The sequence below is a fragment of the Rhizobium sp. CF122 genome (assembly GCF_000282035.1).
Classification (GTDB): Bacteria; Pseudomonadota; Alphaproteobacteria; order Rhizobiales; family Rhizobiaceae; genus Rhizobium.
This window is the reverse complement of record NZ_AKKA01000074.1, coordinates 25,991-39,106: the sequence shown is the minus strand read 5'-3', so window position 1 is coordinate 39,106 and position 13,116 is coordinate 25,991. Positions and strand designations below refer to the sequence as shown.

The window sequence follows — 13,116 nt, the reverse complement described above, 5'->3', positions numbered from 1 at the left end:
CAGTTCTAATTGCTGTTTTGAGGATAGATACATGCCTACCGATTCTCGTGATGCATATAGCCTGCCGCAGCGGTTGCTGCATTGGGTGATGGCGCTCATGATCTTTTTCAACCTGCTCTTTCCAGATGGTATGAACGCTTGGAACCGGACGGTCCGTCGGGGTGGCATCCCATCGGTTGATCAGGTTGCATCTGCCAATGTGCATGCCTATGTCGGCATCGGCATTCTCATTCTGGCAATCCTTCGTGTTTGCTTGCGCCTTTTTCAGGGTGCGCCCGCTGAGCCGGCGGCGGAACCGAAGATATTCCGGATTGGCGCCAAGGTCGCACATGCCGCGCTCTACCTGCTGATCTTCCTCCTGCCGCTGACCGGCATGGCGGCGTACTATCTAGGGGTCAATATTTCCGGCGAGCTTCATGGTGGTATCTTCAAGGCGGTCCTGTGGGCCGTGATCACCGCGCATGTCGCTGGCGCGCTCGCCCATCAGTTCTACTGGAAGACCAATGTTCTCAGGCGAATGACCGTCGGGAGCTAGTTGACGGCCGTCACCGTGAAGCCCTGCTTGCGCAAGAGTTCAATCACGCCGCCTTCGCCCGGCAGATGCAGGGCGCCGACGGCCATGAAGACGTTGCCATTGGCAAGGATCGGGGCTGCACGCTCGGCCATCACCTTGTTGCGGTCGAGAATGATGCGTTGCTCGAAGGCGGCGTAGTCGCCGTCCTCGTCCTTGCCGTCAGGCGAGACGGTCTTCAGCATCGGAATGGTCATGCCGATATCGCCGGAGAGGTAGAGATCGGTCATGGTCTCCACCACGTCGTTCATCCTGGAGCCCAAGGCCAGCGTTTCGATCAGCGACTTCATGTGGAATTCGGTCGGCAGCTCGGCCATTGCCTGCAGCTGCTCGGCAAGAGTTTCCAGACCCTTGACCTGCTTGCCCTCGGCAACGGCGTCCGCGGCGATCTTCTGGTCAAGGAACTTTACGCCCTTCGCCTTGCGGGCCATTTCGCAGCCGGGCAGGGCAACGACGCTCGATATCATCCAGGGGCGCATGCGCGAGACCGCGGCAAGCGGGATGCCGCGCTGCTTCAGACCTTCCTCCAGACGAACATAGTCGTCGTGGGACAGGAGCTTCTCGATCGTCGTCCCATCGGTGAACATCATCAGCTCCGGCTTCATCAGCAGAGCGGCGGAAGCCTTTTTCTCGTCGAGGATCTCGTCGGATTCGATCACGATGGTGTCGGCACCATCGTGGGCCGCCTGCGTGCGCGGCGGGAGCGTCAGCACGCGTGGATCGGTGACATGCATGCTGCCGAGCAGCCAAGACGGATTCACGCCCGGCTTTTCGATCTTCCAGAAAATGCCCTTGCCGTTCGGTACGGCGTCCGCTTCCTTGACCGCTTCGGCGTAGCGGGCTGGGTCGCGCTGCTTGAGATCGGTGAGGATGTTGCGGCCAGTGCAGCTGGCGTCGTCTGCGGCAGCTGCCGGTGAGACCGAGAACAGCACGGCGATCAGCGTTGCAGCGAGCAGCATGTGAAATGCAGCGATCAGCCAAAGCAGGAGATTGCCCGGCGATGCGATGTGCAGGCTGCGGTGGCCGATGGAAATCGTCATGATGGTGTTCCGGTCACTGTGATCGCCAAACTCTACGCTTCGCGTGCGGATATTCCTTTAAGAGAAGCCGTTAACAAAAGATTACGCCCGAGGATGGGCGCGGTCGTAAACTTCCAGCAGACGGGATGAATCCACACCAGTGTAGACCTGGGTGGTGGAAAGGCTGGCGTGGCCGAGCAATTCCTGAATGGTTCGTAGGTCGCCGCCGCCCGCCAGAAGATGGGTCGCGAAGGAGTGCCGCAGCGCGTGCGGTGTCGCTGTCTCGGGCAGGCCGAAGGCACTTCGCATCTTCTGCATCGTGCGCTGGATGATCGCCGCCTGCAGCTTGCCGCCGCGCGCGCCGCGGAAGAGAGGCTCGTTGCCTTCAAGATGATAGGGACACAACGACCGGTATTTCTCGACTGCCTCGAAGACGATGGTAAGCAGCGGCACGAGGCGGGTCTTGTTGCCCTTGCCGGTAATGCGCAGCGTCGCCGCTCCCCGGTTGAAGTCGTCAGGCGTCAGATCGAGCGCTTCGGAGATGCGCAAGCCGCAGCCATAGAGCAGGGTGAAAACGGCGGCGTCGCGTGCCGCGATCCAGGGCTCTTCGTGTAGCTGCGCTTCGTCGCTGACGACGGTGATGGCCTGCCTGTCGGAAAGTGGCTTCGGCAGCGACTTCGGCTGCTTCGGCGAGCGGATTGCACCGGCGCCGGCTGCATTCACCAGCCCCTTTTTTTCGAGGTAACGCAGCAGTGAGCGTAAACCGGCGAGATTGCGGCCGAGCGAGCGGGGTCCGGATCCCTCTTTGCGACGTGCGGCGAGGAATGCGCGGAAGTCGGCGGGCCGCAGCGCATGGATATCCTTCAGCGTTGCGGGTCCCGCGAGATGACCGGTCAGGAAGGTAAGGAACTGGCGCGTGTCGCGCTCGTAGGCATCGAGCGTATGCTCGGAAAGGCGGCGCTCGCTGGCCAGGCTGTCGAGCCAGGCGGTGCGTTCCGCCATCAGGCGCGGGTCGGCGATGATCAGGAGTTCGTTCACGTGTCTGGCCCTTGAATTTGCCAATCCGGCTGCCAATTCTGAGGGACCGACAGTTATGGAATTGCTAATACCGCCCAAGTGGTTGTCATGGTTCCATCATATTAATCGACGTAACTGGTTTCCCAACGACGCAGGATCTTGCATGCCACGGCGCCACCCCACGACCGCTTTCGGACAATTCGCGGAAGCGATTGCCCTCGTTTCCCATGGCAAGCCGGGACATATCGTTGACACGTTGATCGCCGAGCGCGGACAGAGAATCGTCAAGCATCCGTTCTGGCCGATCATGCGGCCCTTTCTCCATACGCTCCTGCGCTACAACAGGGCCATCAGCTTCGCCAACGACGTCGCGAACATGCCAGGCTTCCAGTGCTTCGACTACATGAGCAACCTGTTGAAGCTCGAGATCAATGTCAGGCATGGTGAACGCATTCCTGATACCGGCGGCTTCATCCTCGTCAGCAACCATCCGACCGGCATTGCCGATGGGGTGGCCGTCTTCGATCTCTTGAAGAACAAGCGGCCCGACATGATGGTGTTCGCCAACCGCGATGCCATACGTGTCAATCCGCGTTTTGCCGAGGTCATTATTCCGGTCGAATGGCGGGAAGAGTATAAGAGCAAGCTCAAGACCCGTGAGACGCTGCTGATCACCAACCGTGCGGTCAGGGAAGGCAAGGCAACGGTTCTCTTTCCGTCCGGGCGGATTGCCTATTGGGCGAACGGACGGCTGAACGAGCGTCCGTGGAAAACCTCGGCTGTCGGGCTTGCCCGCAAGTACAATCTGCCGATCCTGCCGGTGCATATGACGGCACGGAATTCGGGCCTCTTCTACTGGCTCGCAAAGTGGTCGACGGAGCTCAGGGATATGACCGTCTTTCACGAGCTTCTGAACAAGCGCGGCGACCGGTTCGACTTCGTGGTCGGCAACCTGATCCCGGTGGAGCATCTCGACGGCGACATCAACGAGGTGACCAAGGCATTGGAAGACCATACGGTGCGCGCCCTCGATATGGATGACGACGCGCAGTTCGTTCCTCTGGTCCGACCGGCCGAGCCGGTGCTGGCCGGCGCCCATTCAATTCCCTGACCGGATAGGTTAAAGCGAGGCATGCTGCTCCGCTCGATGTTTGCCCAGAACTACCGGTCCTTGCGATCGATCCGCATGGATCTTTCGGGCATCAATCTATTCATCGGTGAGAATGGGGTCGGGAAGTCCAACCTCTACCGCGCGCTGCAGCTTATCCAGGCGGCAACGCGCGGGCGCCTGGCGCATGAGATCGCGGCAGAAGGTGGCATGTTCTCGGCGGTCTGGTCCGGGCCGCGACGGGCCGCCGACGGGCCGTTCCGTATCCGTCTGGAAACCGAACTTCTCGACGAGGAAAGGGCGATCACCTTCCGCTATCGTGTCGAAGCCGGCTTGCGGCCGCCGAGCGCTGCGGCAGGATTTCCCTTCGAGCCGCAGATCAAGGCCGAAGAGCTTTCGATCGAGACGGGGACGCGACCGGTCACGATGATGAAGCGCGCTGGCCCCGCCATCTCGGTTCGCGACCAGAATGGGCGGATGCAGGACTATCCGGAGCAGGCGCTGACCTCGGAAACGGCAATCGCGCTGCTCGGCGATGCCGGCCACTATCCCGAGATCGGAACATTTCGGCGTGCGATCGACGGCTGGCGCTTCTTTCACGGCTTCCGCACGGACCGCTCTTCGCCGCTGCGCGCACCCTGTCTTGCCGTCACAGCGCCGCTTTTGGACGAGGATGGCGCCAACATCGCCGCAGTCTTCGCGACGCTTGTACATACGCGTGAAGATACCGTCGATCTCGATCGGGCCGTCGTCGCCGCCCTCGGCGGTGCGCGGCTTGTCGTGCCGCTGCCCGAGGAGACGGCGGAGTTCGGCCTTTCCTTCCCGGAATTTGCGAACCGTGTGTTTCAGCCGCGCGAGCTGTCGGACGGGCAGATCCGCTTTCTGGGGCTTGCGGCCGCGCTGATGTCATATCGTCTGCCGCCGCTGATTGCACTGAACGAACCGGAGGCAAGCCTGCATCCGGACATGCTGCTGCCGCTGGCCGACATGATCGCGGACGCGGCGCGAAGCAGCCAGATCTGGATCGTCACCCACTCCGAGCCGCTGGCGGCTGCCGTGTGCGAGCGATGCGGTGCACGCGCCCGCCATGTCGTGCGGCAGGACGGTGCCACCTGGATTGAAGGAATGCGGCTCACCGGCGTCATCGACGAGAACGAGTGAGACGGCGCGGATCATGTTCCAGGTTTTCTTTTTAAGCCGATCCGGGCATGGTCTCGCCCGATGAGCACAGATTCGTCCGATCTCTTTGGAGCGCTGTTTGAGACGCCGCCGGCCAACCGCACGGTTCCGGTGCTCGTTCCCATGCCTGCGCCGAAGCCCTATTCCTATGCCGTGCCGGAGGGCATGGCGGTCGAACCGGGCTCGGTCGTACAGGTGCCGCTCGGTCCGAGGCAGGTGATCGGCGTCGTCTGGGATGGCGGCCAAGACGGTGTCGATCCGAAGAAGCTCAGGCCGATCAGCCATGTCTTCGATTGCCCGCCGCTGACCAAGGAGATGCGCGATTTCATCGACTGGGTGGCGAGTTACACACTTTCGCCCCCTGGTCTCGTGGCGCGTATGGCGCTGCGCGCGCCCAACGCCTTCGAGCCGGAGCCGATGGTGGAAGGACTGCGCTTCGTCGGCGGCGAGCCGGAGCGGATGACGTCGGCACGCGCCCGTGTGCTTGATATCGCCGGTGATGGTCTGTCATGGACGCGAAGCGGGCTTGCGCATGCCGCCGGCGTCTCGACAAGCGTGGTCGACGGCCTAGTCAGCCAGGGTGTTTTCGAGACGGTGTTCCTGCCGCCGCCGCCGGTGGTCGCCAAACCGGATCCAGATTTCGTGTCAGCACGGCTTGAAGGCCCGCAGAAGGACGCCGCAGACGAGATTCTCGCCGAAGTTCGAAAGGGCGAGTTCGCGGTCTCGCTGATCGACGGCGTCACCGGTTCGGGAAAAACGGAAGTCTATTTCGAGGCGATCGCGGAAACACTGAAGCGCGGCAAGCAGGTGCTGATCCTCTTGCCGGAGATCGCGCTGACGGCGAGCTTTTTGGAGCGATTTCAGGATCGCTTCGGCGCAAAGCCCGCCGAATGGCATTCCGACCTGGCACCACGCACCCGCGAAAAGGTCTGGCGTCAGGCAGTCACGGGCGAGGTTCGCGTCGTTGCCGGCGCGCGTTCGGCGCTGTTTCTGCCGTTCGAGGATCTTGGCCTCATCATCGTCGATGAAGAGCACGACCCGGCGTACAAGCAGGAGGACCGTGTCTATTACAATGCGCGCGACATGGCGGTCGTACGCGCTCGCATTGGCGATTTCCCCGTGGTTCTCGTGTCCGCCACGCCCTCGGTCGAGAGCCAGGTCAATGGGCAGAGCGGGCGTTACAGCACCATTCACATGCCCACCCGTTTCGGCGATGCAGCGTTGCCGGATCTGCACCTTATCGACATGCGTCGCCATGCGCCCGAGCGCGGCGGCTTCCTGTCGCCTGTCCTGATCCGGGCGATCGGCAAGACGATCGAAAAGCGGCAGCAGGCGCTTCTCTTTCTCAACCGGCGGGGCTATGCCCCACTAACGCTCTGCCGCGTCTGCGGCCACCGCTTCCAGTGCCCGCAGTGTTCCAGTTGGCTCGTCGAGCACCGGTTTAAGAGACAATTGCAATGCCATCAGTGCGGTCATGCCGAGCGGACGCCCGAAGCCTGCCCGGAATGCGGCACGTTCGATCACCTCGTTGCATGCGGGCCGGGTGTCGAGCGCATCGCCGAAGAGGTGGAGCGCCATTTTCCTGAAGCGCGAACGATCGTGCTCTCGTCCGACATGATGGGCGGCGTCAAGCGGCTGCGGCTCGAGCTCGAGGCCATCGCGAAGGGAGAAGCTGATATCGTCATCGGCACGCAGCTTGTTGCCAAGGGTCATAACTTCCCGCTGATGACGCTAGTCGGCATCGTCGATGCCGATCTCGGGCTTGCCAATGGCGATCCGCGCGCTGCCGAGCGCACCTTTCAGCTCTTGTCGCAGGTCACGGGCCGCGCCGGCCGTACCGGCCTGAAGAGCCACGGCCTGCTACAAACCTACCAGCCGCAACATCCCGTCATGCAGGCGATCGTGTCGGGCGACGCCAGCGCCTTTTACGAGCGCGAGATAGCCGAGCGCGAGCGTGCCATCCTGCCGCCGTTCGGGCGGCTGGCGTCGATCATCGTCTCGGCGGAAACCCGCCACGATGCGGAAAACCACGCCCGCGGCATTCGAAACGCCGCCCCCAATGTTTCCGGCATTTCCGTGCTCGGGCCTGCGGAAGCGCCGCTTGCGCTGGTTCGAGGCCGCTATCGTTTCCGGCTCCTCGTGCATGGGCGGCGGAATTCAGACATGCAAGCGTTTCTCAGGGCCATGCTTGCGCAAGCGCCGAAGGAGCGCAGGTCGGTGCATGTGCAGCTCGATGTGGACCCGCAAAGCTTCCTGTAGATGGTGTTCCGACGGGCTTTTACCGGGTACGGCAATCATGCCATAAGGACGGCGAAGCAGGGGATTCGGGGTCGGTCGAATGGATTTTTATTTTCCAACAGAGTTGGGCGAACAGCTCGCTTTCGCAGCAGCCACATTCACGGCGCTGGCGGGCTTTGTCATCATGTTTGCACCAGGCTATGCGATGCGGCTGTTCGGCCTCATGCCGCGCGAGGGCCGGCGTGACGGTTATGCCGAACAACGATCCGTCGGCGGCTTCTATCTCGGCTTCGGTCTTTCGGCCATTATGCTGGCGCAGAACTGGATCTACATGGCGCTTGGCGCGTCCTTCGCCATGGCGGCGTTTGCGCGGATCATCTCGCTCCTTTCAGATAAGGGGAGCGCAATTCTCAACTATTTACTTCTGGTTGTGCAAATCGTTTTGGCAGCACTGCCACTCGCCTATGTTTTCGGTTTCTTTTCCGCTTGAGTTGAGCGGATATCTCTCGTGCCGAGCTCTTTGTTGCTGGGCTTTGAGCATTTTTGCGTTAGAAATCGATGGGAAAGCCGTATTCGGGCGTTACGCGTGTTGCGAGTCCGAACATCCTATGTTAGACGGACCCCGAATTTCGGAAGAAGCAAGAGGCTTCTCTTGCGATTTCTGGGGGAAATCATAACGAATTCAAGATCCTAGGTCAGGCGCCCGCCGGCGACCGGATTCTTGAGTTGAAATCAGGGAAATTTGGGCCAGTGGCAGACACATCCCAGCTTACTTCTGGTGTTGCAGAGCGCTATGCCTCGTCGCTGTTCGATCTGGCGCTCGAGCAGGGCGCCGTCGAAAGCGTCACCAAGGATCTCGACAGGTTCCAGGTGATGCTCGACGAGAGCGACGACCTGAAGCGTTTCGTTTCGAGCCCTGTTTTCTCGGCCGACGACCAGCTCAAGGCGATCGTTGCCATCAGTGAGAAGGCTGGAATTAGCGGCTTCTTCGCAAATTTCCTGAAGGTCGTGGCGCGTAACCGCCGCCTCTTTGCCCTCCCGGGCATGATCAAGGCCTTTCGCATCATCGCCGCAAACCAGCGTGGCGAAATTACTGCCGAGGTCACCTCGGCCCATGCGCTTGATGCAGCGCAGGAAACCGAATTGAAGGCGGCGCTCAAGGGCGTCACCGGCAAGGACGTGGCGATTGCCGTCACGGTTGATCCGTCAATTCTTGGTGGTCTGATCGTGAAGGTCGGGTCCCGTCAGATTGATACGTCTCTTCGTACGAAACTCTCTACCCTTAAGCTTGCATTGAAAGAGGTCGGCTGATGGATATCCGCGCTGCGGAAATTTCCGCAATTCTCAAAGACCAGATCAAAAACTTCGGCAAAGAGGCAGAAGTCTCGGAAGTCGGTCAGGTTCTCTCCGTCGGTGACGGTATCGCTCGCGTTTACGGTCTGGACAATGTTCAGGCAGGCGAAATGGTCGAGTTCCCCGGTGGCATCCGTGGCATGGCGCTGAACCTGGAATCGGACAACGTTGGTGTTGTTATTTTCGGTTCGGACCGCGACATCAAGGAAGGCGACACCGTCAAGCGGACCGGCGCCATCGTTGACGTTCCGGTTGGTCCGGAGCTGCTCGGCCGCGTTGTCGATGCTCTCGGCAACCCGATCGACGGCAAGGGCCCGATCAATTCGACCCGCCGCGCGCGCGTCGACGTCAAGGCTCCGGGCATCATTCCGCGCAAGTCGGTTCATGAGCCGATGTCGACTGGCCTCAAGGCTATCGACGCGCTCATCCCGGTCGGCCGTGGCCAGCGCGAGCTCGTCATTGGTGACCGCCAGACCGGCAAGACCGCGATCATTCTCGACACGATCCTGAACCAGAAGGCTATCCACGACAACGGCCCGGACAGCGAGAAGCTGTTCTGCGTCTACGTCGCTATCGGCCAGAAGCGTTCGACTGTTGCCCAGTTCGTCAAGGTTCTCGAAGAACGCGGCGCAATGAAGTACTCGATCGTCGTTGCCGCAACGGCTTCCGATCCTGCTCCGATGCAGTACCTGGCACCGTTCGCCGGCTGCACGATGGGCGAATACTTCCGTGACAACGGTCAGCACGCGCTGATCGGTTATGACGACCTGTCCAAGCAGGCTGTTGCTTACCGCCAGATGTCGCTGCTGCTGCGCCGTCCGCCGGGTCGCGAAGCTTATCCGGGCGACGTTTTCTACCTGCACTCGCGTCTCCTCGAGCGCGCTGCAAAGCTCTCCGACGAAAAGGGCGCTGGCTCTCTGACGGCTCTGCCTGTCATCGAAACCCAGGGCAACGACGTTTCGGCCTTCATTCCGACCAACGTGATCTCGATCACCGACGGCCAGATCTTCCTCGAAACCGACCTGTTCTATCAGGGTATCCGTCCGGCCGTTAACGTCGGTCTGTCGGTTTCCCGCGTCGGCTCCGCCGCTCAGGTCAAGGCGATGAAGCAGGTCGCCGGCTCGATTAAGGGCGAACTCGCCCAGTATCGCGAAATGGCCGCCTTCGCTCAGTTCGGCTCCGACCTCGATGCCTCGACGCAGCGCCTGCTGAACCGCGGTGCACGCCTCACCGAACTCCTGAAGCAGCCGCAGTTCTCGCCGCTGAAGACGGAAGAGCAGGTTGCGGTGATCTTCGCCGGCGTTAACGGCTACCTCGACAAGATCCCAGTCGCACAGGTCGGCAAGTTCGAGCAGGGCCTGCTGTCGTACCTTCGCTCGGAAGGCTCGGCTATCCTCGACACGATCCGCACGGACAAGGCAATCAGCGACGATACGAAGGGCAAGCTCACGGCTGCCATCGATAGCTTCGCGAAGTCCTTCGCCTAATCGGACCCAAAGGACGGATAACGGATGCCTTCACTTAAGGATCTGAAAAACCGGATCGCCTCCGTCAAGGCGACGCAGAAGATCACCAAGGCGATGAAAATGGTCGCCGCGGCGAAGCTTCGGCGTGCCCAGGAGGCGGCCGAGGCCGCCCGTCCGTACTCGCAGCGCATGGGTGCCGTTCTGGCAAACATCGCTGGTGCGATGACGGAGGCCGACGGTGCGCCGGCTCTGATGAGGGGCAACGGCAAGGACCAGGTTCACCTGCTGGTCGTCTGCACCGCCGAACGTGGCCTGTGCGGCGGCTTCAACTCGCAGATCTCGCGTTTTGCGCGCGATCACGCTCGCAAGCTTGTCGCCGAAGGCAAGACCGTCAAGATCTTTACCGTCGGCAAGAAGGGTTACGACGTTCTGCGCCGTGAATTCGCTTCGCTCATCGTCGAGCGAAAGGAATTGCGTGAGGTGAAGAAGGTCGGTTTCGAGAATGCCGATCAGATCGGCAAGCGCGTCATCGAGATGTTCGAAGCCGACGAGTTCGACGTCTGCACGTTGTTCTACTCCGAATTCAAGTCGGTGATTTCGCAGGTTCCGACGGCACAGCAGCTCATCCCGGCATCGGCTCCTACGGCCGTTGTCGAAGATGCGGCGCACGCTGGCGCGGTCTACGAATACGAGCCGGATCCGGCATCGATCCTCGAGGATCTGATCCCGCGCAACATCTCCGTCCAGATCTTCCGCGCGCTCCTTGAGAACGTCGCCGGCGAAATGGGCGCCAAGATGAGCGCGATGGACAATGCAACGCGCAACGCTGGTGAAATGATCAATAAGCTGACGCTCAACTACAACCGTCAGCGTCAGGCTCAGATCACCAAGGAACTCATTGAAATCATTTCGGGCGCGGAAGCGCTCTGAGGTTAGGGAAAGAGGGTAAGAAGATGGCTAAGGCAGCTACCCCCAAGAAGACTGCGGCAGGCTCTGCCGGCAAGGTCACGCAGGTTATCGGCGCCGTCGTGGACGTTGCTTTCGAAGGCGAACTGCCGGCGATTTTGAACGCGCTTGAAACGAGCAACGGCGGCAACCGCCTGGTTCTCGAAGTTGCGCAGCACCTCGGCGAGAACGTAGTTCGCACCATCGCCATGGACTCGACCGAAGGTCTGGTTCGCGGTCAGGCCGTTTCCGACACCGGTGCACCGATCGCCGTTCCGGTTGGCCCGGAAACGCTTGGCCGTATCATGAACGTCATCGGTGAGCCGGTTGACGAAGCTGGTCCGCTGGTCACCGCCTCCAAGCGCGCCATCCACCAGGACGCTCCGGCTTACGTCGATCAGTCCACGGAAGCGCAGATCCTCGTCACCGGCATCAAGGTCGTCGACCTTCTCGCCCCTTACGCAAAGGGCGGCAAGATCGGCCTCTTCGGCGGCGCCGGCGTCGGTAAGACCGTTCTCATTATGGAACTGATCAACAACGTCGCTAAGGCGCACGGTGGTTACTCGGTCTTTGCTGGCGTGGGCGAGCGCACCCGCGAAGGCAACGATCTTTACCACGAAATGATCGAATCCGGCGTCAACAAGCATGGCGGCGGCGAAGGCTCCAAGGCTGCCCTCGTTTACGGCCAGATGAACGAACCGCCTGGCGCCCGCGCTCGTGTGGCTCTGACCGGTCTGACGGTTGCTGAAAACTTCCGCGACCAGGGCCAGGACGTTCTGTTCTTCGTCGACAACATCTTCCGCTTCACGCAGGCAGGTTCCGAAGTGTCGGCTCTACTTGGCCGTATTCCGTCGGCCGTGGGCTATCAGCCGACGCTCGCCACGGATATGGGCCAGATGCAGGAGCGCATCACGACCACGACGACCGGCTCGATCACCTCGGTTCAGGCCATTTACGTTCCTGCCGACGACTTGACCGACCCGGCTCCGGCAACCTCGTTCGCCCACTTGGACGCAACGACCGTTCTGTCGCGCTCGATCGCTGAAAAGGGTATCTACCCGGCCGTCGATCCGCTCGACTCCACCTCGCGTATGCTCGACCCGATCGTTGTCGGCGAAGAGCACTACGAAGTGGCTCGTAAGGTTCAGTCGACGCTGCAGCGGTACAAGGCTCTGCAGGACATCATCGCCATCCTTGGCATGGACGAACTGTCCGAAGAGGACAAGCTGGCCGTTGCCCGCGCCCGTAAGATCGAGCGCTTCCTGTCGCAGCCGTTCTTCGTTGCTGAAGTCTTCACCGGTTCGCCAGGCAAGCTCGTCGCGCTCGAAGACACGATCAAGGGCTTCAAGGGCCTGGTCAACGGCGAATACGACCACCTGCCGGAAGCTGCCTTCTACATGGTCGGCTCGATCGACGAAGCCATCGAGAAGGCCAAGAAGCTGTCCGCAGCTGCCTGATGAGCGAGGCTCACAACGAGATCTTCTGCTGCGACGCCCTTCGGGAAGTCGCAGCAGAGCTTCCCGCTCCGGCAGCGCCGACGATCTATAGATCGGACGATGGCAAGCTGATGATGGTGGTGGGATTGATCCAGACCGAGGAAGGTCTTGGATATCTTGATCAGGCGATAGTGCACTGCCCGTTCTGCGGGACCAATTTGCAAGATACAGAAGCCGCCGAGAAGGTAAGTCACTGATGGCTGACAATTTCAATTTTGAACTCGTGTCTCCCGAGCGCCTGCTCCTTTCGGAGATGGTGACCGAAGTTGTCATTCCGGCAACCGACGGCGAGATGACCGTTATGGCGAACCACGCCCCGGCGATGACGACCATCAAGCCGGGTATCGTCAGCGTTCGTTCGGCCAATGGCTCGAAGCAGGACTACGTGGTTTTTGGCGGCTTCGCCGACATTCTGCCGACCGGCTGCACGCTGTTGGCTGAGTCCGCCGTCATCGTTCAGGATCTCTCGAAGGACGAACTGACGCTTCGCATCGAAGCGGCACAGAGAGAGATCGCAGACGCCGTGCATCACGAGCACAAATCGCGTCTGGAACACTACATCATGGAACTGACGCACCTGCGGGGTGTGATCACCCAGGATTGATCGGCTCCACATTCCGGTAATTTGAAGCGGCCTTTCGGGCCGCTTTTTTGTTTGTTCCCGTGGTTGCGAAAAAAGAATGGCAAGTGGACGCCTGTAAAGTGCGTGACTAGACTACCTCAA

The 13,116-nt window shown here is 60.9% G+C and carries 13 protein-coding genes; 11 read left to right on the top strand and 2 right to left on the bottom strand.

The annotated features are described in order from the left end of the window. The first annotated feature begins 31 nt into the window (after nucleotides 1-31). On the top strand, nucleotides 32-535 hold the full coding sequence (locus tag PMI09_RS17430) for a cytochrome b (protein WP_007796967.1): 504 nt from the start codon (nucleotides 32-34) through the stop codon (nucleotides 533-535). Here the strand turns inward: PMI09_RS17430 and PMI09_RS17425 are convergent. After that, a complete protein-coding gene (locus PMI09_RS17425) occupies nucleotides 532-1,611 on the bottom strand; it encodes a TraB/GumN family protein (protein ID WP_007796965.1) in 1,080 nt (359 codons plus the stop codon). The two genes, PMI09_RS17430 and PMI09_RS17425, sit on opposite strands and share 4 nt — an antisense overlap. Nucleotides 1,612-1,692: 81 nt before the next feature. Then, a complete protein-coding gene (locus tag PMI09_RS17420) occupies nucleotides 1,693-2,628 on the bottom strand; it encodes a tyrosine recombinase XerC (protein ID WP_007796962.1) in 936 nt (311 codons plus the stop codon). A gap of 142 nt (nucleotides 2,629-2,770) precedes the next feature. Between PMI09_RS17420 and PMI09_RS17415 the strand changes: the two genes are divergently transcribed. The 10 genes from PMI09_RS17415 to PMI09_RS17370 all read left to right on the top strand — a co-directional run bounded on the left by PMI09_RS17415 (nucleotide 2,771) and on the right by PMI09_RS17370 (nucleotide 12,996). Continuing rightward, the gene (locus PMI09_RS17415) at nucleotides 2,771-3,718 is read left to right on the top strand and encodes a GNAT family N-acetyltransferase (protein WP_007796961.1); all 948 of its coding nucleotides are present in this window, start codon (nucleotides 2,771-2,773) and stop codon (nucleotides 3,716-3,718) included. A 21-nt stretch (nucleotides 3,719-3,739) separates the two neighbouring features. Continuing rightward, nucleotides 3,740-4,876, top strand: coding sequence for an AAA family ATPase (locus PMI09_RS17410; RefSeq protein WP_007796958.1), 1,137 nt, complete (start codon nucleotides 3,740-3,742; stop codon nucleotides 4,874-4,876). Nucleotides 4,877-4,936: 60 nt separating this feature from the next. Beyond that, complete coding sequence (locus PMI09_RS17405) at nucleotides 4,937-7,153, top strand: primosomal protein N' (protein WP_007796955.1); 2,217 nt, start codon at nucleotides 4,937-4,939, stop codon at nucleotides 7,151-7,153. Nucleotides 7,154-7,232: 79 nt separating this feature from the next. Continuing rightward, on the top strand, nucleotides 7,233-7,622 hold the full coding sequence (locus PMI09_RS17400; protein ID WP_007796951.1) for an AGROH133_08824 family phage infection protein: 390 nt from the start codon (nucleotides 7,233-7,235) through the stop codon (nucleotides 7,620-7,622). Between the two features lie 260 nt (nucleotides 7,623-7,882). Beyond that, nucleotides 7,883-8,443 (top strand): F0F1 ATP synthase subunit delta, encoded by a 561-nt coding sequence (locus tag PMI09_RS17395; protein WP_007796949.1) that lies wholly within the window; start codon nucleotides 7,883-7,885, stop codon nucleotides 8,441-8,443. Next, nucleotides 8,443-9,972: a F0F1 ATP synthase subunit alpha gene (atpA, locus tag PMI09_RS17390; RefSeq protein ID WP_007796947.1), complete on the top strand. Its 1,530-nt coding sequence runs from the start codon at nucleotides 8,443-8,445 to the stop codon at nucleotides 9,970-9,972. Before PMI09_RS17395 ends, atpA begins: the two co-directional genes overlap by 1 nt. 24 nt (nucleotides 9,973-9,996) lie before the next feature. Beyond that, nucleotides 9,997-10,881 carry a F0F1 ATP synthase subunit gamma gene (locus PMI09_RS17385; RefSeq protein ID WP_007796945.1) on the top strand — a complete coding sequence of 295 codons (885 nt, stop codon included), beginning with the start codon at nucleotides 9,997-9,999 and terminating at the stop codon, nucleotides 10,879-10,881. Nucleotides 10,882-10,904: 23 nt separating this feature from the next. Then, nucleotides 10,905-12,353, top strand: coding sequence for a F0F1 ATP synthase subunit beta (gene atpD, locus PMI09_RS17380; protein ID WP_007796943.1), 1,449 nt, complete (start codon nucleotides 10,905-10,907; stop codon nucleotides 12,351-12,353). Further along, the gene (locus PMI09_RS17375; RefSeq protein WP_007796940.1) at nucleotides 12,353-12,589 is read left to right on the top strand and encodes a hypothetical protein; all 237 of its coding nucleotides are present in this window, start codon (nucleotides 12,353-12,355) and stop codon (nucleotides 12,587-12,589) included. Before atpD ends, PMI09_RS17375 begins: the two co-directional genes overlap by 1 nt. Then, complete coding sequence (locus PMI09_RS17370) at nucleotides 12,589-12,996, top strand: F0F1 ATP synthase subunit epsilon (RefSeq protein WP_007796938.1); 408 nt, start codon at nucleotides 12,589-12,591, stop codon at nucleotides 12,994-12,996. The genes PMI09_RS17375 and PMI09_RS17370 overlap by 1 nt, the downstream gene beginning before the upstream one ends. Nucleotides 12,997-13,116: the final 120 nt, after the last annotated feature.